Source organism: Trichlorobacter ammonificans (assembly GCF_933509905.1).
Lineage (GTDB): Bacteria > Desulfobacterota > Desulfuromonadia > Geobacterales > Pseudopelobacteraceae > Trichlorobacter > Trichlorobacter ammonificans.
Genome location: NZ_OW150024.1, coordinates 250,853 through 270,914 on the forward strand (window position 1 = coordinate 250,853; position 20,062 = coordinate 270,914).

The window sequence follows — 20,062 nt, forward strand, 5'->3', positions numbered from 1 at the left end:
CATGTCACAGGATTACATCGTAGCAGACCTGTCTCTGGCCGACTGGGGCCGCAAAGAGATCAAGATCGCCGAGACCGAGATGCCGGGGCTCATGGCCATCCGCGAGGAGTACGCCGCGTCGCAGCCGCTGAAAGGTGCCCGCATCACCGGCTCGTTGCACATGACCATCCAGACTGCGGTGCTGATCGAGACCCTCACCGCCCTGGGGGCGGAAGTGCGCTGGGCTTCATGCAACATCTTCTCTACCCAGGACCACGCCGCGGCCGCCATTGCCGTCGCCGGGGTGCCGGTCTTCGCCGTCAAGGGTGAGACCCTGGAGCAGTACTGGGAGTACACCCACAAAATCTTCGAGTGGCCCGATGGCGGCTTCTCCAACATGATCCTGGACGACGGCGGCGACGCCACCCTGCTGCTGCACCTGGGGACCAAGGCGGAGAAGGATAGCTCCGTGCTGAACAACCCCGGCTCCGAGGAGGAGACCATCCTCTTTGCCGCCATCAAGAAGCAACTGGCCACCGATCCCACCTGGTACTCCACCCGTCTGAAGGAGATCAAAGGGGTGACCGAGGAGACCACCACCGGCGTGCATCGCCTGTATCAGATGCACGAAAAAGGGGAGTTGGCCTTCCCGGCCATCAACGTCAACGACTCGGTGACCAAGTCCAAGTTCGACAACCTGTACGGCTGCCGCGAGTCCCTGGTGGACGGCATCAAGCGGGCCACCGACGTGATGGTGGCCGGCAAGATCGCCGTGGTCTGCGGCTACGGCGACGTGGGCAAAGGCTCTGCCCAGGCGTTGCGCGCCCTGTCCGCCCAGGTCTGGGTCACCGAGATCGATCCGATCTGCGCCCTGCAGGCCGCCATGGAAGGGTACCGCGTGGTGACCATGGACTACGCCGCCGACAAGGCGGACATCTTCGTCACCGCCACCGGCAACTACCACGTCATCACCCATGAGCACCTGCTGAAAATGAAGGACCAGGCCATTGTCTGCAACATCGGCCATTTCGACAACGAGATCGAAGTGGCGGCCCTGGAGCAGTACCAGTGGGAAGAGATCAAGCCCCAGGTGGATCACGTCATCCTGCCCAGCGGCAACCGGATCATCCTGCTGGCCAAGGGGCGGCTGGTGAACCTGGGCTGCGCCACCGGCCACCCCAGTTACGTGATGTCCTCCTCCTTCGCCAACCAGACCATCGCCCAGATCGAGATCTTCTGCAATCCGGGCACGTACCCGGTGGGGGTCTACACCCTGCCCAAGCATCTGGACGAGAAGGTGGCCCGCCTGCAACTGCGCAAACTGAACGTGCAGCTCACCACCCTGACCAAGGAGCAGGCCGACTACATCGGCGTGCCGGTGGAAGGACCGTACAAGGCCGAGCATTACCGCTATTGATGCGGTAGCAGGCGTTGTGAGTGTCAAGGGGCGGAGTCGGCAGATTCCGCCCCTTGGTGGTTTGTGCAAATACCGATCGTTAGTTAACCCATGTGCATTGCGGGAGATATGACCTATGGTTGCCTCGTGCGTAGAGCATTCATGCCGTCCCGGCTGCGGAGCCTGCTGTATCGCCCCCTCCATCTCCTCTCCGATTCCCGGCATGCCATCGGGCAAACCGGCCGGTGTGCGCTGTGCGCAGTTGACGGCCGACAACCGATGCCGTATCTTCGGACAAGCGGCACGGCCGGCGGTCTGCGCCCGCCTTGCTCCCACGCCGGAAATGTGCGGCGCCGGCGCCGATGAGGCCCTGGAGCGGCTTTCCCGCTGGGAATTGCTGACCAGGCCGGAAATACCAGAAAGGTGGCACCATGGCAAAAGAACTGTATGTCGGGCACCTGCCCTATGAAGCAACCGCCGACGATCTGCGCCGCCTGTTCAGCGTGGCCGGTACGGTCACCTCGGTCCATATCATCACTGATCCGGCCACCGGCAAGTCCAAGGGGTGCGGCTACGTCCGGATGGCGGCGGAGGAGCAGTTGAAGGAAGCAATCGACTGCCTGGACGGAGCACTGATGGGAGACCGGATCATCACGGTCAGCATCGCCAATCCCCAGAAAACGACAACCAGGCCGGCGGGGCGGCCGTCACCCGGCATGAAGCCCGGGTCCCGCCGCTCCCGGGCCCGCCAGAAATCTTGAAGGGAGGAAACGGTATGGAACTGTTCGACCAGTTTCTGAACACGGTGAGAGAAACAGTGAATCCGGCCACCCAGCCGGTGGCGGTCAGCATCGTGCGCGACGGGGCGGTGGCGGAGGGGAAGAAGATTCGTGTCAGGGGCCAGCGGCTGGCCATCTGCCAGCAGATCGCCTACAGCAGGATGTACGGCTGGTCCACCTGGACCGATCAGGCCAGTGCCCACTGCGTGCTGGGGGCCGCCTGCGCCGGCCTGATCGCGCCGCCGGCCCGGGTACTGGACGGTTCGGTCAACACCGGCATCTACCAGAAGGATCAGGCGGCAGCGGCAGCCATGCAGCAGGCCATGCCTCGCCTGCCTGCCGGTACCGCCGGCGTGCTGACCACACCCCTGGCCCGGCCGGTGGAGGGGATTGCCCCTGACCTGGTGGTGATCTACCTCAACGCGGCCCAGGCAATGCGCTTCGTGCAGGCGTTTCTGTACCGGGAGGGGGGAACGTTCGTCATGAAGAGCTCCGGCGACGCCGGGGTCTGTTCCCGGGCCGTGGCCCAGGTCTACCTCAGCGGCGAACCGGCGGTGGAGATCCCCTGCCTGGGGGATCGGCGTTTCGCCATGACCCAGGACCATGAGCTCTGCGTCGGCATTCCGCTCGGCTGGCTGGAGCGGACCATGGAGGGGCTGGCCGCCACCCACAAGGCCGGCATCCGTTATCCGGTACCCTTCCAGATCCCTGCCGGCTGCGACCTGCCGCCGGCTTATATTACCGCCGGGGACGACTGCTGACTATGTCGCTCGAACCATTGCTGCTGCCGCTTTTTCTGGTCAATCTGCTGCTGGTGCTGGTGGATGCTTCGGTTGGGTACCACCTGGCGCCCTGTTTCTTCAGCGCAACCGGCGGCGACCCGGAGGAGGCGCAGCGCGGCATTCGCAGCATCCGGCGTACCCTCACCCTGGTGGTCACCCTCTACATGTTTTTCAACTGCCTGGCCTACTTCCGCCATGACGGCACCCTGTTGATGGTCGTGACGGTGCTGGTGATCGTCGATCTGGGAGGGCAACTGTATGTCCGGCACCGGACCCGCCGCCGGGATGGCCGCCATGAGTGAGCCGCTGTTCAGTCGCACCCTTGAGGTGCGCTACCACGATGCCGATCCCCACGGTGCGGTGCGGTTGACGGCGCTTTTGGCCTACCTGCAGGATGTTGCGGCGGAACATGCGCTGGCGCTGGGGGTGGCGGTGAAGGATTTGCGCCGGCTGGGACTCACCTGGGTCCTCTCGCGGGTGCATCTGCAACTGGCCCGACTGCCCCGCTGCGGTGAGCAGGTGACCATCCGCACTTGGCCGGTGAGTCGCGAGGGGATCTTTTCGGTGCGGGATTTTGAGCTGCTGGACGGCCGGGGGGAACGGTTCGGCTGTGCCACGTCATCCTGGGCGGTGCTTGATCTCAAGAGTCGCCGTCCGGTGCGGATCGACGCCTGCCTGCCAGCCTATCCGCTCCATCCGCTGCGCGCGCTGGACGATCCCTTTGCGGCAGTACCGACGGCCGACCGCTGGGAGACGGAACTGCAATTGCCGGTACTGCGCGGTAACCTGGACATCAACGGCCACGTCAACAACACCGTCTATGCCGGCTGGGCCCTGGAGGCGGTGCCGTCCCGCATCTTCGACCATGCCGTTCCCCTGGCCGTTGAGATAAACTTCCGGGCCGAGGTCCATTACGGCGATCGGATCATTTCCCGCTGCAGCGTGATCGACGAGGGAGCTGACCTCTGGCTGTTGCATCGGATCGACCATGCCGAGGATGGCCGCGAACTGGCCCGGTTGCGCAGTCGCTGGCAGCCCGGCCGCTGAGCCCCGGCTCACTCCCCAACCACCCGCCGCAGTTCGCTGGCCAGGACCTCGATATCCACCGGTTTGGCCACGTAACCGTCAAACCCCTCCGCCAGCAGCCGCTCCCGGTCCCCCTGCAGGGCATGGGCGGTCAGGGCGATGATCGGCGTATGCAGTTCCATGCCCACCTCTTCCTGGCGGATCATCCGGGTGGCGGCGATACCATCCAGTACCGGCATCTGCACATCCATCAGAATACAGTCCCAGCGTCGGTCGTACCAGGCGTCGAAGGCCTTGCGGCCGTCGTCCACCGTATCGACGTGGTGTCCCAGGCGGGTCAGAATGGCGGCCAGAGAGCGGGCATTGATGGCGTTGTCCTCGGCGATCAGCAGTTTCATGCCGCTGGCTTCGCAGGTGGGAATGAAGGTTGGTTCGTTATTCATGACGTGACCCTGGTACCTGGCGTGTATGGTGAACGGAAGCTCGACATAGAAAGTGCTGCCCGTCCCCGCCGTGCTTTCGGCCCAGATACGCCCCCCCATCAGATCTGCCAGGCGGCGGCAGATGGAGAGTCCCAGGCCGGTGCCGCCGTAGCGGCGGGTGGTTGAGGTGTCTGCCTGCTCAAAGGGGGCGAAGATCCGCTCCATCACCTCCGGCGCCATGCCGATACCGCTGTCGGCCACCGCGAGGCGCAGCAGGATGGTGCTGTCCCGCCTGCTCACCAACGTGACCTCGAGCCGGATGCCGCCCTGTTCAGTGAATTTGATGGCGTTGCCCAGCAGGTTGAGCAGAATCTGCTTGAAGCGCATGGCATCGCCGTTGATCACTTCCGGCAGGTCGTCGGGGATGCTGACCTGCAGCTCCAGGCGTTTCTGGCGGATATGGGCCACCTGGGTGGTCACCACCTCCTCGATGCTGCGCCGCAACGGAAAATCGGCATACTCCAGGTCCAGCTTGCCCGCTTCCACCTTGGAAATATCCAGGATGTCGTTAATGATGAACAGCAGATTGCGGGAGGATATCTCCATGCTCTCCAGATAATCCTGCTGTTCCTGGCTGAGCGGTGTGTAGCGCAGCAGTTGCACCATGCTGATGATGCCGTTCATCGGGGTGCGGATCTCGTGGCTCATGTTGGCCAGGAATTCGCTCTTGGCGCGGCTTGCCGCCTCGGCCCGCTCCTTGGCCTCCTGCAGTTCGCGATCGGCCCGCTTGCGCTCGGTGATGTCGCGGATCGATTCGATGGCGCCGGCCCGCCGGCCGCTGTGATCGTAGAGCGGGGAAGCCGAAATCCAGAAATGGGCGCCCTGGCCCCCCCTGAACTCGGCAACGAAGGATTCCGCCAGCAGGGTTTCCCCGCAACGTTTCACCACGGCATAGTTGGCAGTTATTTCGTTGAGAGCGGCATCGAAGAAATCGAAGAGAAAGGGGCGTTTGTAGCCGTAGAAGGGGATGGCGTAGGCGTAGTCTCCCCTGCCCAGCATTGCTGCTTCAGAGGTGCCGGTCAACTCCTCCAGGGCCCGGTTCCAGGCGATGACCCGGTGTTCCCGGTCCACCACCAGGGTGGCGTCCGGCAAAAACTTGATCACGTCCCGAACCTTGTCATAGGCAGCCTGCAGGGCGTCGTCGGCCCGGCGCAGTTCCTCAAGGGTACCCAGCAGCCGTTCCGTGCCGCGGTTGATCAGTATTCCCAGCCGGGAAACCACACCGTTCGCCGAGGATTCGTTGGCCCGTGCCGAGAAGTCGCCGGCCGCGATCCGGTTCAGGACGTCGTAGTGTTCGCCGAGGCCACTGGCCATCTCGCGGCTTTCGTTGACCGCCTGCTCCAGATTGTCCGCCATGACGTTCAGCCTTTCGGCCAGGAGCAGCATCCGCCGGTCGCAGTCGTTCCCACAGCGCACCCGGGCTTTCGCATCTCCCGTGGCGAGACGATCCAGCATGGCGTAGATCATGTCAAAACCATCGTCCTGCAACCGGTCGTCAGCCATGGTGTACCCCTAGAAGCGGATTCGGATCCGCTTCCGGTATCCCTTCTCATCACTCACGACGAGCAGGGTCTTGCGCAGCCGCGAACACCAGGCGCGCACATCCTTTTCAAAGGTGGGGCCGTCTCCCGTCACCTCCAGCACCTCCCCCGCTTTCATTTCCGCAGCGACCACCGTTATCCGGAGTACCGGCTGGGGGCACTTCAGGCCGCTGACGTCGAGCTGCCGTACGGGCATTGTCAGGGGCCCTCCCGCACCATGAGGGTGCAGCCGGTGCTGTATGTAACGACGTTTGTTGGCATGGGGCTGCCGGCCGCTGTGCGGCGGGCTTGCGGGGCATGGTTCATTTTGGCGCGGCTGTTGCGGGTGGCGGGCAAGGACAGGGTGATGTGGCGCTGTATCAGGGTCTGCATAGCAAAGCCTCCCGAGGAGCCAACGGCAATGGTGATAGGTATACCATTGTTTTATCCGATTGTCTCCGGGGAGGCTTGCTTTTTTTTATGGACCGGCGGAAACGGCCGGCAGGGATCCTCAGGTCGGGGAGGCCGGCCGCAGGGCCGCATCGGCCATGATTTCGGCGATGTCCCTGACCCGTACCCGGTCGTTCTGGCGCAGGTCCTTCAGGCCGTCCTCGAACATGGTCAGGCAGTAGGGGCAGGCGGTGCAGACGGTGTCCGGCTGCTGTGCCATCGCCTCCTGCACCCGTACCAGATTGATCCGCTCGCCGGTGAACTCTTCCATCCACATCCGGCCGCCGCCGGCGCCGCAGCAGAAGCCGTTTTCCCGGCTGCGCTCCATCTCCTTCGGCGCTGCGCCCGTCGCCAGGGCCAGGGCTTCCCGGGGTTCGTCGTAGATGCCGTTGTGGCGTCCCAGGTAGCAGGAATCGTGGTAGAGCGTGGCCCCCAGTTCCGTCGCCTTCCGGGGCAGCGTGAGCCGGCCGTCCTGTGCCAGGTGCAGCAGCAGTTGGCTGTGATGGATGACGTCCAGCTCAATGCCGTACTGGCGGTAGTCGTTCTTCAGGGTGGTGAGGCAGTGGGGGCACTGCACGATGACCTTGCTGACGCCCCGTTCCTTGAAGAGCGCCACATTCTGGGTGGCCAGGCGGTCGAAGACGTATTCGTTGCCCAGGCGGCGCAGGCTGTCGCCGCAGCAGAGCTCCTCCCGCCCCAGGATGCCCCAGCTGACTCCGGCCTTGTCCAGGAGCTGGGCCAGGGCCAGGGTGACCTGCTTGGCGCGGGAGTCGAAGGAGCCGGCGCAGCCGACGTAGAAGAGGTATTCGGTGCTGCCCGGCACAAAGGGGCGCTCGCCCAGCAGGGTGGCCCACTTGCCCCGTTCCGACGGCGCGATCCCCCACGGGTTGCTGCGTCCCTCCATGTTTTCGAACAGGTTGAGCAGCTCTTCCGGGAACTTCGACTCCATCTCCACCAGGTGGCGGCGCAGCGGGATCAGCTTGGGCATCTGTTCGATGAAGACCGGACAGGACTCCAGGCAGGCGCCGCAGGTGGTGCAGGCCCAGATCGCCTCTTCGCCGATGCTGCCGGCCCCCTCGCCGATCAGCGGCTGGAGGGCGTTGTCTCCCTGCCCCAGGGCCGGACCGTTCTTGAGCAGGTTCAGCTTCAGGTCATGGATTATTCGCCGGGGATTGAGCGGCTTGCCGGTGGTGTGGGCGGGACAGGCGTTCTGGCAGCGGCCGCACTCGGTGCAGGAAAAGGCGTCCAGCAGCTCCTTCCAGGTGTAACCGTCCACCCGGTCGACGCCAAAGCGGTTGCCGGCCTCGAACCGTTCCCGCTCCGGCAGCACCGGCTGCTCGAACCGCCGCAGGAAGATATTGGGGATGGCGGTGATGATGTGGAAGTGCTTGCTCAAGGGGAGCAGGTTCATGAACAGCAGCAGCACCACGGCGTGGGTCCACCAGGAAAGATCGTGCACCAGCTTGCCCTGATCGGGCGGAATGAAATGTACGAACCAGCCGGATATGGGGAAGGTTTCCTTGGCGATCTGCTGGGTCGTGGGGGCCATGGCGCTGATCTTGGCGGCGTTGACGCCGAAGTTGGCCAGCATGAGCAGCGCGATCAGGAACAGGATGAAGAAGGCCTCGGCAGTGCGGGCCTCCGGGTAGGGAGGGGCCACGATGCGCCGGACGGCGGCGGCCGTGACCGCGATCAGGGCCACCAGCGAGACGGCGTCGATGGTCTGCATCACCGGCACGAAGAGGCCGTCCGGCAGCCTGCTGAAGCTGATGGCCGGGAACAGGCCGTGCAGCAGGAACTCGGCGTTGGCGACCATCAATACCAGGAAGCACCAGAAGATGGCCAGGTGAATCATGCCGGAGGCTTTTGCCAGCACCCGGCGCTGGGCAAAGGCGTAGCCCAGGGTATCGACCAGGCGTCTGCCGATATCGGCCAGGCGGTTGTCGGCGCGCCCCACGGCGGTCAGGGAGAGCCGCTTCCAGCAGCTCCAGAGGAACAGCGCGGTTGCGGCAATGAAGAGCGGTGCGAAAATGGTCGGTGTCGGTGTCATGGCTACCTCAGGGGCGTAAAAGGGTCGTGGCTGCGGGATGCCTGTTACGGGGCAACGGTCCCCTGTCCTTTACCCAGGCGTTTCAGTTCGCGGATCTGTCGCGTCAGTTCCGGCACCACCTGGAACAGGTCGCCGACGATGCCGTAGTGGGCCACCTCGAAGATCGGGGCGTCCTTGTCGCGGTTGATGGCGATGATCAGGTCGGCATCCTGCATCCCCACCAAGTGCTGGATGGCGCCGGAGATGCCGCAGGCAACGTAGATCTTGGGGCGGACCGTCTTGCCGGTCTGTCCGACCTGGCGGTCATGGGGCATCCAGCCGGCGTCCACGGCAGAGCGGGAGGCGCCCACCACGGCCCCCAGTTCGGCGGCCAGCTCCTTCAGCAGGGCGAAGTTCTCCGGTCCCATCATCCCCCTGCCGCCGGAGACGATGAACTCCGCGCCGCCGATGTCGATCTTCTGCGTACCGTCACCGTCCCGCAGTACCTCCAGCACCTTCACCGGGATCTGCTCCTCGGCAACGGTGAAGCCGACCCGGACGATCTCGCCGGCGGCCTTGTCCAGCGGTTGGGGCATCTGCATCACGTGGGGCCGTACCGTGGCCATCTGGGGACGGTACTTGTCGCACATGATGGTGGCCATGATGTTGCCGCCGAACGCGGGGCGGGTCTGCATCAGGTTGCGCTTGTCATCGATATCCAGGCCGGTGCAGTCGGCGGTGAGACCGGTTGCGACCCGGGTGGCCACGGCGCCGGCCAGGTCCCGACCCATGCCGGTGGCTCCCATCAGGATCACTTCCGGCTTGTACTGTTCGATCAGGTGGCACATCGCCTCCAGGTAGGACTGGGTGCGGTAGGCGGCGTAGACCGGCGCGTCCAGCAGGTAGGCCCTGGTGGCGCCGTAGCGGAACGCCTCGCTGCAGAGCTGCTCGACCCGGTGGCCGATCACCACCGCCGCCAGCTCCACCCCCAGCTTGTCCGCCAGCTCGCGGCCCTTGCCCAGCAGTTCCCAGGAGACCTTGGCCACTTCGCCCTCTTCCTGCTCGATAAAGACCCAGACCCCGCGGTAGGCGGCCTGCAGTTTGGCCAGGGCCGCCGCTTCCGGGTCTTCTTCCTCCGCCGCGGGGGTGCCGGCCCGGTCCAGTTCCGCCAGCAGGGCCAGTTCCTCCGGGGTAAAGGCCATCTCCAGCGCTTCCGCCGGACAGACCTTGACGCACTTGAGGCAGCCGATGCATTTCTCCGCAACGATAACCGGTTCGCCGGCATCGTTCATGGTGATGCAGTTGACCGGGCAGGAGCTTTCGCAGCGGCCGCCGCAGGCGATGCACTTTCCTTCCAGCAGTCGGGCCCGGCCCCGGGGGCGCTTCGGTTTCTTCGGTGTGGTTTCTGACATTGGTTTTTATCCCTCGCGGTGGAGGGGCACCGGCACGGGAGCAGGGGAGCCGCACGCATAGCTGCGTGCCGGTCCGGTGCTCCGTGGCATGCCCCTTAGAGTGGCAGCAGGTCCTTTTCCAGCAGTTTGTCCAGCAACAGCTTTACCGCCCCCGCCGGATCGGCAACACCGTCCCCCAGAATTTCCCCTTTGTCCCGTTCCGGCGAGAAAATCTTGGATACCCAGGTGGGCGAGCCTTTCAGGCCCACGGTCTGGGGGTCAAGCTGCAGCACCTCGTTATTCCAGACTTCCACGTCGGCGGTAACCGCCGCCAGGCGCATCGGCACGGTGGGATAGCGGGGGCGGTTGATCTCCCGCACCACGGTGAGCAGGGCCGGCAACGGCGCGGCCACCCGTTCGTGGCGCCCCTCCAGCTTGCGGCTCACCACCAGCCGTCGGCCGGAGAGGTCCAGTTCTTCCACCCGGTCCACCAGGGTCAGCTGCTGGAAGCCGAGTCGCACGGCGATGCCGGGTCCCACCTGGGCGGTATCGCCGTCAATGGTCTGCTTGCCGCAGATGACCAGTCCCACCGGCTCCACGGTGTCGTTCAGCCGACGGATGGCGGCGGCCAGCACGTTGCTGGTGGCCAGGGTGTCGGCACCGCCGAAGCAGCGGTCCGACAGCAGGATCGCCCGATCAACTCCGGCGGAGAGCGCCTTGCGCAGCGTGGCCTCGGCGTTGGGAGGGCCCATGGAAAGCACCGCCACCCGGCAGCCGAAGCGATCCTTGAGCTGCAGAGCCGCCTCCAGGGCATGGGTGTCGTAGGGGTTCATGATGAACGGGATGCCTTCGCGCACCAAGGTATTGGTGACCGGGTCGATCTTCACCTGGGTGGTGTCGGGAACCTGTTTGATGCAGGCGACAATCAGCATGGGCAGGGAACCTCTCGATATAAGCTGCCTAAATGTAGGGCAGCTGGTGGTGGCGTTGTTTTTCGGCGGTACGGAACATTTATTCATACCGCAACGCCAAAAAAGATGCAATTGCGCAATGCGTTAAAATTGTTTGATTTTTAAAAAATCCGCCAAAACTATGAGTTAAAACATAACACTTTAAGGAATAAAAATTATGCACTTTGCTCCTGAATTTTATCATGAATAAATTGCCGCAGTGAAAATTTTGCCCGGCTAAAGTGCGCATCAAATGGGCATTTGCAAGCTTGTTGTGCAAAATGTGGCCGGCCTGAAAAATATTGGCGCGCATGTTGCTTAAAAAATAGCCGCCCGTCGGGTCACTCACTTTTTATTCAGGTAAGGCAAGGAGGCGGTAATGGCACAACTGGACGTAAAACTTGAAGCGATTTATCAGGATGTACTGAAGCGTAACCCCGGTGAGGTCGAGTTCCACCAGGCGGTCCAGGAAGTGCTGGAATCCCTCGGGCCGGTCGTCACCAAGCACCCTGAATTTCTTGAGCGCAAGATCATCGAGCGGATCTGTGAACCGGAGCGTCAGATCATCTTCCGGGTGCCCTGGCAGGACGACAAGGGCAACGTGCACATCAACCGCGGCTTCCGCGTCGAGTTCAACAGCGCGCTGGGTCCCTACAAGGGCGGTCTGCGCTTCCATCCCTCCGTCTACCTGGGGATTATCAAGTTCCTCGGTTTCGAGCAGATCTTCAAGAACTCCCTGACCGGCATGCCGATCGGCGGCGGCAAGGGCGGCTCCGACTTCGACCCCAAAGGCCGGTCCGATGACGAGATCATGCGTTTCTGCCAGAGCTTCATGACCGAACTGTACCGTCATATCGGTGAGCACACCGACGTGCCGGCCGGCGACATCGGTGTGGGTGGCCGCGAGATCGGCTACATGTTCGGCCAGTACAAGCGGATCACCAACCGCTGGGAAGCCGGCGTGCTGACCGGCAAGGGGCTCAAGTGGGGCGGTTCCCTGGTGCGGCCCGAAGCAACCGGCTACGGTGCCACCTTCTTCATCAACGAAGCCCTGAAAGTGCGCAATGATTCCTTCGAGGGCAAGGTCTGCACCGTTTCCGGTTCCGGTAACGTGGCCATCTACACCATCGAGAAGATTCACCAGCTGGGCGGCAAGTGCGTGGCCTGCTCCGACAGTAACGGCGTCATCTACCATGAGAAGGGCCTGGATCTGGAGCTGATCAAGCAACTCAAGGAAGTGGAGCGTCGCCGTATTTCCGATTACGCCGAGAAGCACAAGGATGCAAAGTACATTCCAAACGGCAACATCTGGGATATCCCCTGCCAGGTGGCCATGCCGTCGGCCACCCAGAACGAGATCAACGGCAAGGACGCCGCCACCCTGGTGAAAAACGGCTGCATCGCCGTGGGCGAAGGGGCCAACATGCCCACCACGCCGGAAGGGATCAAGGTGTTCCTGGATGCCAAGATCGCCTACGGACCGGGCAAGGCTGCCAACGCCGGCGGCGTGGCCACTTCGGCGCTGGAGATGCAGCAGAACGCCCAGCGTGACTCCTGGAGCTTCGAGGACACCGAGAAGAAGCTGGAAAACATCATGAAGGGCATCCACAAGCTCTGCTACCGGACCTCGGAAGAGTACGGCGACAAGGGCAACTACGTCCTGGGTGCCAACATTGCCGGCTTTATCAAGGTGGCGGACGCCATGGTCGCCCACGGCCTCGTGTAGGAAACGGTCTTTTTTCGCGATCCCGGCGTCAGGTTTCGCACCGGCCTGTGCGGCGTGCTCATAAAATACGCCGCCGTGCCGGTGCTCGCCTTCCCTGGTCTCGCGAAAAAAATCCTCGTTTCCGCTCGTCCTGTCCATGCACGAAAAGCCCGGCCCTGTGCCGGGCTTTTCTGCGTCCTGAAAAAGCGTTGCTGATAACGAGTGGGAGTTGCGGTTTTGTTGACGGAAACGAGGTCACTCATCGCTTGACAAGCCGGCTCTGAAAAGGTCTTATTAGCGGGAAATCCGCAGCCGCAGGACCGGCCGGCACGCAGACGGGGGAAGCCGGCAGTCAGGAGAGAAGCGATGGCGACGCTTGATATTGCCAAGACAACATCAACACCGCGGGTCTGTTTTGATGCCGCAACCAAAATTCTGCATATTGACGGCGAATCCTACCCGGAAAACTCCTTCGAGTTCTACGGCCCGGTGCTGGCCTGGATAAGGGCCTACCTTGCGGAGCGGCATGCTCTCGACCTCGATATCAACGTCAGCTACCTGAACAGCAGCAGCACCAAATGCCTGCTGGATCTGCTGGACCTGCTGGAGGAAGGTCACGAACAGGGTGATCGGGTCAGCGTGGTCTGGCGCTACGATCGTGACAATCCCCGTTCGCACAGCCTGGCGACGGAGTTTCAGGAAGAGGTTACGTTTCCGTTCAGCATAGCAGCCTACGAAGACTAACGGTTCCGGGGGAGAACGATGCGAAGAGGAGTCGGGGTAACCATGCTGCTGGCAATGACCGTCGCCGCGGTTCCGGCATTCGGCAGCGAGCTGGAGGAGTTGAAGGCCGAAATGCGCCGCCTGCAGCAACGGATCGAGCAGCTTGAGGAGCGGCAGAAGCGGGAGGCGGCCCAGCAGCCGCAACCGGCAGCGCCAACCGCGGCAGCTTCCCCGGCGGCACCGGCCGGCGGCGAATCCGTGAAGGCGGGGACCCTGCCCGGCTCCATCCTGATCCCCGGCACCGCCACCTCCCTCAGGCCCTATGTATCCGTCCGGATCGATGCTACCTACGATACCGCCGGCCGCAACAACGATACCCGCAACAACGACTGGGCAACGGCCGTCTTTGCCCAGCCGCTGCGCATCAACAGCGCCAACCGGCAACGGGACGACCAGTTCTACGGCACTGCCCGGGCCAGCCGCCTCGGCCTGGACAGCAGCACCCCCACGCCGCTGGGAACGCTTGAGACCAAGGTGGAAGCCGATTTCAACGCCCCCAACGACTACATGGGGGAACTGGCCTCCAACGGGGTGATGTTCCGCCTGCGCCATGCCTACGGCAAGCTGGGCAACCTGCTGGTGGGACAGACCTGGTCCAACTACATCGACCTGCGTTCCTACCCCGAAACCGTGGACTTCAACCCGCCGGGGAACACCACCCTGCTCCGCCAGACCCAGCTGCGCTACACCATCCCGGTCGGCCCCACCACCCTGTCCCTTGCCGTGGAAAATCCGGAAAGCCTGACCAGTACGCCGCCGGTGCAGACCCTGTCCAACAGCGGCCGCAACGATTTCGACCGGATTCCCGACGTCACCGCCAACTGGAGCTGGCACGGCGAGCGGGCCCACCTGTCGCTGCATGCCGCCACCATGGAATACCACAACGATTTCCGGACAAAGCGGGGCTATGCCCTGGGGCTGAGCGGCAGCGCTGCCCTGGGAACCGGCACGCTGGTTGCCGGCGTTCAGGGGGGTGAAGGGGTGGGACGCTACATGTTCAACTCCATCATGCAGGGTGCCGCCGATACCGGCAGGGACCTGCTGCTCTGGAGGGCGGCCGGATTCCACCTGGGCTACACCCAGCCCTGGACCGCCACGCTCCGCTCCAACGTCATCCTGAGCCGCACCGTGTTCGGCGCCAACGCCTCGGCCGACGCCTACCAGCGTTCCGCCTGGGCCGGCAAGGTGGATGAGTTCGTCCCCAACCGCCGGGTCGATCAGGCCTTTGTCAACCTGTTCTGGTCGGTAACGAAGAATATCGAAACCGGCATCGAGTACGCCTGGGGCGAGCGGGAGACCTTTGCCGGGGAGCGGGGACGGCAGCAGCGGATCAATGCCATGATTCAGTACAGCCTCCCCTGATGAAAAGGAGAACACCGATGGGTAGAGTGAGAACGCACATGTCCGGCGTCGGTAGTGCTGCGGCAGCCCTTCTGGTCGGTCTGCTGGTGACTCAGACCGCCCCTGCCCGGGCAGAGAACGGGAAAATGGTGCGGGTCGGGGTAACCCAGATCGCCTCCCACGCCGCCCTGGATGCGGATCGGAAGGGGTTTGAGGCGGCCCTGGCCAATGCCGGGTTCAAGGAGGGGGTCTCCATCGTCTACGACCGGCAGAACGCCCAGGGGGACATGCAGCAGGCCGCCGCCATTGCCAAAAAGTTCATCGACGCCAAGGTGGACCTGATCCACGGCATCGCCACCCCCACCACCCAGGCGGTGGTGAAGGGAACCGGCAAGATACCGATCGTCTTCTCATCCATCACCGATCCGGTGAACGCGGGAATCGTGCCGAAGGACAGCGCACCGGGCAGAAAGACCGGCACCAACGTCACCGGGGTCAGCGACCTCTGGCCGGTGTTCCTGCAGATGGAGACCTACAGCAAGTTCGTACCCAAGGCGAAAAAGTGGGGCACCATCTACAATCCGGCCGAGGCCAACTCGGTCATGCATATCAAGGCGATGCGCGAGGCCGCGAAAAAGCTGGGGCTTGAGCTGGTGGAGGTGACCATCGGCAACAGCCGGGAGGTGGCCAAGGCCGCCGCCTCGCTGGTGGGCAAGGTCCAGGCCATCACCATCACCTCCGACAACACCACGGTCACCGACCTGGAGTCCATCGTGGCGGTCTGCAGCAAACACAAGATCCCCCTGTTTGCCGGCGATGTGGACAGTGTTTCCCGCGGCGCCGTGGCCGCCTACGGTCTGGACTACTACCTGGTGGGCTACTCGGCCGGCAAGAAGGCGGCACTGGTGCTGAAAGGGGTAAAGCCGGGGGATATCCCCTGGGGGCCGGTGGAGAAGTTCAGTCTGGTCATCAACGAAAAAGCAGCCAGGGCCCAGGGGGTGACCATCGCCCCGGGGCTGCTGAAGAAGGCCGACAAGGTGCTGCGGTAAGAACGCGCTTGATCCGGTGAGCGGAGCGTTATGAGATTTCTGGACAGCGTCAAGGCACTCTATGCGGCGGTGATCATCCTCTGCCTGACCGTGGGGCTCGATTCCTATGTGAACATGCGGAACGAAGCCATGCACGCCCGGCACCTGGAGATCAGCACCGGGCTTGAGCGGATGGTGCGCCTGAACCAGGAACTGACCGGCATGCTGGTGATTGCGGCCCTTGAGCAGAGCACCCTGCGTACCGCCAGCTACGACTCCCTCAACAGCGAACTGGAAGCGGTGATCCAGACGGTTACCGTCCTGACCAGCAAACAGAACCTTTCCCAGGAAATTGCCGCCCTGAGCGAAGGGCGGGCGCATCTCCATGCCATCGAACAGAAGGCCATGGAGCTGATGCGGGCCGACAAATGGGAGCAGGCCCGGGCAACCCTCTCCGAGGACACCTACGTCCTGGCCCGCAAGACCTACGAGATCGACAGCGACACCGCCGTCGGGGCGGTGACCGGCGAACTGGCGGCCACGGCCCAGCGTTTCGGCAGGATCAGGAACGCCACCTTCGGCGTGCGGATCGGGGCCATGGTGCTGCTGGTCTGGGTGGGGGTGCTCTTTTCCCGCCGTACCCGTGCCGACCTGGCGGAGCAGGTGCGGCTGCGGGACGAACTGGCCGCGGCCAACGAGGAACTGGAAGAACGGGTGCGGAAGCGGACCGAGGAACTCTCCGCCGCCAACCGGATGCTGGAGGCGACCCAGCACAAGATCGTGCAGAGCATCCACTACGCCCGGATCATCCAGACCTCCATGCTGCCGGACCAGGAGCTGCGGGATGCGAACCTGGGGGAGCATCTGGTCATCTACCGCCCCAAGGATATCGTGGGGGGCGATTTCTACTACCTGCGGCAGTATCCGGACCATTTCCTGCTGGCGGTCATCGACTGCACCGGCCACGGCATTCCCGGCGCCTTCATGACCATGACCGTCAACTCGGTGCTGAACCGGGTGGTGGACCTCACCTGCAACAACGACCCGTCCCGCATCCTGTCGGAGCTGAACCGGGTGCTGCAGCAGACCCTGAAGATGCGCGAGGTGGATGCCGGGCTGGACATCGCCCTCTGCCTGGTGGAGCGGACCAGCGGCCGTCTGGTCTACGCCGGGGCCGGACTGTCGCTCTTCGCCGTTGTGGGAGGAGAACTGCGCGAGATCAGGGGAGATCGCCAGCGGGTGGGGTACAAGGGGTCGCGGCTCGACTTCAGCTACGTCAACCATGAACTGCGTCTGGCGCCGGGGGATGCCTGCTACCTCACCAGCGACGGCATCCTGGACCATGCCGGCGGCGCCAAGGGGTACGGGTTCGGCACCGAGCGGTTCATGGCCATGCTGGCCGCCCACGCCGGTCTGCCGATGCCGGAGCAGGCGCAACGGTTCGAGCAGATTCTGTGCGACTACCAGGGGGACTACCCGCAGCGCGATGATGTGACCCTGATCGGCTTCCGCTTCTGACCTGCCTTATTCCTACCAGATATAGTCCTTGGCGATCCCCCGTTTGTCGTGTCCGGCCAGAATATGCAGCACCCGCAGCTTTTTCAGCCTGACCGGCGAGAGGGAGCCCAGGGGCAGGTAGATGATGGTGCGGCCGATGCGGGCGGCCTGCTGCCGGAAGATGCTGCGGGGGGGCCTGGCCGCCGCGTAGACCACGTACCGTTCCGGCGAGTAATCCAGGGCCGCCAGTAACAGCACCTCCGCCTTGCTTTCCGCGAACCGGTAGTCCGGGTCCTGCCAGACATCCTGCATCCGCCGGGGCGGGTAGGAGAGCATGAAGCCGCCGTACTCGCAGCGGCAGATCCCCGGTCCCACCACGTTCTCCGCCGGGTCGCCGGCGTAGAAGGCCATGTCCGACTCCTGGTCGTGCTCCCCCAGCCAGGTCATGCAGTAGGGATGACGGTTGTCCCGATCCTCGTCGAAGATCACCACCACGCTCCCCACCCCGCCCTTGGCCCGCACCTGCTCCCGCACGTAGATGGCCTGTTCGTGCACGGCCCGCACTGTTTCCCGCAGATCGATGCCGTCCAGAAGCGAGGTGGTGAACTTCTCGCTGCGGGACAGCTCCTCGGACAGAAGCAGGCTCCCCTTTTTCTTGAGAAAGGAACCAAAGGCCTCGATGGCCAGATCCTCCGGCGGATAGGAGCAGATGGCGGGGGTGTCGAACCCTTCCAGCCACTCCCCTGCCCGCTTCTCCCGGCTGCGGCGCAGTCCTCCCAGCCCCTTCCGGCGTTTGTCGCGGGGACGGAAGCGGATCAGCCGCCGGCCTCCCCACAGCTCCTCCGCCGAGATGCTGCGGGTGGCAAGGTCGCTGCTCTCCTGCTGCCAGGGGTAGCTCATTGCCAGGCGGCAGAGGGCGTAGGCGAAGTTGTCGTCCACGCAGCCCCGGGCCGCAACCAGCAGCTGGTACAGGTCCGGCTGGAGCATCCCTTCCTGCAGGGCATAGTTGCGGACAAAGCGGAAAAAGGTCCGCTTCTGCCAGGGCTGGAGCCGGTCGCCGGTTTCCTGGCGGTAGTGGCGGGCCGCCTCGTTGAAGAGGCGGTAGATGATCCGCTGGCGGTCCAGCAGGCCGTCCGCCCGGCAGACCTGGTGGGCGGTGCGGCGGATGGCGTTGTCCATGAGCCGCTCTTCCGGCAGCTCCTCCCGGCCGCCGGCGATCAGCTCCAGGGCGTGAAACCGCGTGCGCAGCCGGTTCCCCTTCTCCTCCGGAACCGGTGGCAGCGGGCCGCGGCAGTACTCGTAGACCGCGGAGAGAAAGGGGAACTCCCCCAGCACCTCGCCGCAGCAGTCCGGGTGCAGGTTCCAGACCGTGACCCCGTCCCGCTGCCGCCGTCCCAGCGCCGCTGCCTGGGGGAGGAAGAACTGCTCCCGCACCCGCTGCAGGTGGACCATGCCGCAGACAAAGAGAATCCGCTGATGACGTTGGGCCAACTGCTGCAACTGGTGGGCCATGGCCCGTTCCCGGCGCAGGTCCTCGGGGCAGGGGGCATCGTCCGCCGCGGCGTCGCACCAGGCCCGGTAGTAGGCCTGCGGGCCGATGCGGGTGATGCTGTAGGGGTCCGGCAGCCGGTCCCGGTGCTGCGGGTAGCTGTCCAGGTCCAGGTCGATGCAGTAGAGGGGGAGGTTTGCTTCCAGGGCCAGGCGGCCGGCTTCAGCCAGCGGGTCGGCCGGTTCCACCAGCAGGTGGGCGGTGCCGCCATCGGTCGGGTGGCTGATCAGGCTGATGCGGGGAAGGCGGGAGAGGGCGCGGCGGAACGGCTCCCCCAGGGTGGCCGGCAGTTCAAGGGCAATGGCGTCGGGGCGCAGCTCGCGCACCGCCTGCCGCACCAGGCAGGCGAACTCCAGCCGGTAGTGCAGCACCGGCAGGCCCGCCACCGGGCCGAACCGTTCGAGAAAAAGCGGCGGGGCCATGGTCAGGAAAGGTAGCGCAGCGCTTCGTCCCCCAGCACCCGTTCCACCGCCAGGGGAAGCAGGTCCGCGGGGGAGCTGCCGTTGGCCGTCGCCATCTTCAGGGCGTAGCGGGCGATGTTGATGCCGTCCCGCACCGAGTACAGCTCGTCCCGGTCGTGGGCCTTCTGGAGGAACTGCACCACGTAGCGCAGGATCGCGTCGTCGGCAAAGGGGAGGTTTTCCCGCAGGATCAAGAGCTCCTCGTCCGCCTCGGGAAAGTCGATGAACAGTTGGGGCTGGAGCCGGGAGTGGATGTACTCGGGCAGCTCAAAGGTGGAGGCGTCCTCGTTCATGGTGACCACGATCCGGAAATCGCGGTGGGCCGGTATCCGCAGGCCGGTGATCACCGACTCCACGTAGCGGCGGTCGTCCAGAAGCGGCGCCAGGGAGGCCCAGGATTTCTCGCTCATCCGGTTCCCTTCGTCCAGGATCAGCACCCCGCCGGCCAGCATGGCGGAAACCAGGGAGGAGGCGGCGTACTGGATGGCGCCGCCCGGGCCGATCACCGGCGTCACGATCAGGTCTTCGGGCCGGGTGTCCATGGTGGCCTGGAACAGGTAGACCGGCCGCCCCAGGCGGCGGGCCGCGGCGTAGGCCAGGGTGGTCTTGCCCACCCCCGGCTTGCCCACCAGGCGGGGGTTGAAGGGGATATCCCGCTCGTCGATGACCATCCAGGCGGCCAGCAACTGCTGCAGCAACTCCTCCTGGCCGATCCAGTTCAGGGGAAGCTCCACCGGCCCGGCCAGGGAGAGGGTGATGGTGTCGATGGTTGTCTGGCGCATGGTTTCTGTGCTCCGTTCGGGGTAGCGGTTTTACCGCAGAGGACGCAGGGGAACGTGGCATAGCACGTGGAACAGGCCGGATTCGGGCGGATGAACGCGGGTAAACCAAACCGCAACGAGTAGAACATCTGC

At 64.3% G+C, this 20,062-nt stretch carries 19 protein-coding genes; 11 read left to right on the forward strand and 8 right to left on the reverse strand.

Translation table 11 applies throughout. From position 1 onward, the window contains the following. The first annotated feature begins 1 nt into the window (after position 1). From ahcY to RAK07_RS01025, 6 genes are all read left to right on the forward strand, one after another. Positions 2–1,396: an adenosylhomocysteinase gene (gene ahcY / locus RAK07_RS01000; protein ID WP_305730998.1), complete on the forward strand. Its 1,395-nt coding sequence runs from the start codon at positions 2–4 to the stop codon at positions 1,394–1,396. 115 nt (positions 1,397–1,511) lie between these two features. Beyond that, entirely contained in the window at positions 1,512–1,844 is a 333-nt protein-coding gene (locus RAK07_RS01005) for a YkgJ family cysteine cluster protein (RefSeq protein ID WP_305730999.1), read from the forward strand. Beyond that, the gene (locus tag RAK07_RS01010; protein WP_305731000.1) at positions 1,807–2,136 is read left to right on the forward strand and encodes an RNA recognition motif domain-containing protein; all 330 of its coding nucleotides are present in this window, start codon (positions 1,807–1,809) and stop codon (positions 2,134–2,136) included. The genes RAK07_RS01005 and RAK07_RS01010 overlap by 38 nt, the downstream gene beginning before the upstream one ends. 14 nt (positions 2,137–2,150) lie before the next feature. Next, positions 2,151–2,915: a DUF169 domain-containing protein gene (locus tag RAK07_RS01015; RefSeq protein ID WP_305731001.1), complete on the forward strand. Its 765-nt coding sequence runs from the start codon at positions 2,151–2,153 to the stop codon at positions 2,913–2,915. Between the two features lie 2 nt (positions 2,916–2,917). Next, the gene (locus RAK07_RS01020; protein WP_305731002.1) at positions 2,918–3,238 is read left to right on the forward strand and encodes a hypothetical protein; all 321 of its coding nucleotides are present in this window, start codon (positions 2,918–2,920) and stop codon (positions 3,236–3,238) included. Then, the gene (locus tag RAK07_RS01025; RefSeq protein ID WP_305731003.1) at positions 3,195–3,983 is read left to right on the forward strand and encodes an acyl-[acyl-carrier-protein] thioesterase; all 789 of its coding nucleotides are present in this window, start codon (positions 3,195–3,197) and stop codon (positions 3,981–3,983) included. The genes RAK07_RS01020 and RAK07_RS01025 overlap by 44 nt, the downstream gene beginning before the upstream one ends. An 8-nt stretch (positions 3,984–3,991) precedes the next feature. On the opposite strand, the gene RAK07_RS01030 is transcribed toward RAK07_RS01025, so the two are convergent. The 6 genes from RAK07_RS01030 to RAK07_RS01055 all read right to left on the reverse strand — a co-directional run bounded on the left by RAK07_RS01030 (position 3,992) and on the right by RAK07_RS01055 (position 10,766). Then, entirely contained in the window at positions 3,992–5,947 is a 1,956-nt protein-coding gene (locus RAK07_RS01030) for a hybrid sensor histidine kinase/response regulator (protein ID WP_305731004.1), read from the reverse strand. Between the two features lie 9 nt (positions 5,948–5,956). After that, positions 5,957–6,181, reverse strand: a complete 225-nt coding sequence (locus RAK07_RS01035) for a sulfurtransferase TusA family protein (protein WP_305731005.1) — start codon at positions 6,179–6,181, stop codon at positions 5,957–5,959. 2 nt (positions 6,182–6,183) lie between these two features. Further along, the gene (locus RAK07_RS01040; protein WP_305731006.1) at positions 6,184–6,357 is read right to left on the reverse strand and encodes a hypothetical protein; all 174 of its coding nucleotides are present in this window, start codon (positions 6,355–6,357) and stop codon (positions 6,184–6,186) included. Between the two features lie 118 nt (positions 6,358–6,475). Then, the gene (locus RAK07_RS01045; protein WP_305731007.1) at positions 6,476–8,464 is read right to left on the reverse strand and encodes a (Fe-S)-binding protein; all 1,989 of its coding nucleotides are present in this window, start codon (positions 8,462–8,464) and stop codon (positions 6,476–6,478) included. A gap of 44 nt (positions 8,465–8,508) precedes the next feature. Continuing rightward, positions 8,509–9,855, reverse strand: coding sequence for an electron transfer flavoprotein subunit alpha (locus tag RAK07_RS01050; RefSeq protein ID WP_305731008.1), 1,347 nt, complete (start codon positions 9,853–9,855; stop codon positions 8,509–8,511). Positions 9,856–9,950: 95 nt separating this feature from the next. Further along, positions 9,951–10,766 carry an electron transfer flavoprotein subunit beta/FixA family protein gene (locus RAK07_RS01055; RefSeq protein ID WP_305731009.1) on the reverse strand — a complete coding sequence of 272 codons (816 nt, stop codon included), beginning with the start codon at positions 10,764–10,766 and terminating at the stop codon, positions 9,951–9,953. 397 nt (positions 10,767–11,163) lie between these two features. Here RAK07_RS01055 and gdhA point away from each other — a divergent pair, with 397 nt between their 5' ends. The 5 genes from gdhA (at position 11,164) to RAK07_RS01080 (ending at position 17,159) form a co-directional block, all read left to right on the forward strand. Next, entirely contained in the window at positions 11,164–12,510 is a 1,347-nt protein-coding gene (gene gdhA, locus RAK07_RS01060) for an NADP-specific glutamate dehydrogenase (protein WP_305731010.1), read from the forward strand. A 345-nt stretch (positions 12,511–12,855) separates the two neighbouring features. Next, on the forward strand, positions 12,856–13,233 hold the full coding sequence (locus RAK07_RS01065; protein WP_305731011.1) for a SiaC family regulatory phosphoprotein: 378 nt from the start codon (positions 12,856–12,858) through the stop codon (positions 13,231–13,233). Positions 13,234–13,275: 42 nt separating this feature from the next. Next, complete coding sequence (locus tag RAK07_RS01070) at positions 13,276–14,634, forward strand: DcaP family trimeric outer membrane transporter (RefSeq protein WP_305731012.1); 1,359 nt, start codon at positions 13,276–13,278, stop codon at positions 14,632–14,634. Between the two features lie 17 nt (positions 14,635–14,651). Next, positions 14,652–15,662, forward strand: a complete 1,011-nt coding sequence (locus tag RAK07_RS01075) for an ABC transporter substrate-binding protein (RefSeq protein WP_305731013.1) — start codon at positions 14,652–14,654, stop codon at positions 15,660–15,662. 30 nt (positions 15,663–15,692) lie between these two features. Beyond that, positions 15,693–17,159 carry a SpoIIE family protein phosphatase gene (locus RAK07_RS01080; protein WP_305731014.1) on the forward strand — a complete coding sequence of 489 codons (1,467 nt, stop codon included), beginning with the start codon at positions 15,693–15,695 and terminating at the stop codon, positions 17,157–17,159. Between the two features lie 12 nt (positions 17,160–17,171). Here the strand turns inward: RAK07_RS01080 and RAK07_RS01085 are convergent, their stop codons facing one another. Next, positions 17,172–19,109, reverse strand: a complete 1,938-nt coding sequence (locus RAK07_RS01085) for a TraB/GumN family protein (protein WP_305731015.1) — start codon at positions 19,107–19,109, stop codon at positions 17,172–17,174. A gap of 2 nt (positions 19,110–19,111) precedes the next feature. Next, complete coding sequence (locus RAK07_RS01090) at positions 19,112–19,930, reverse strand: AAA family ATPase (protein WP_305731016.1); 819 nt, start codon at positions 19,928–19,930, stop codon at positions 19,112–19,114. Positions 19,931–20,062 lie beyond the last annotated feature (132 nt).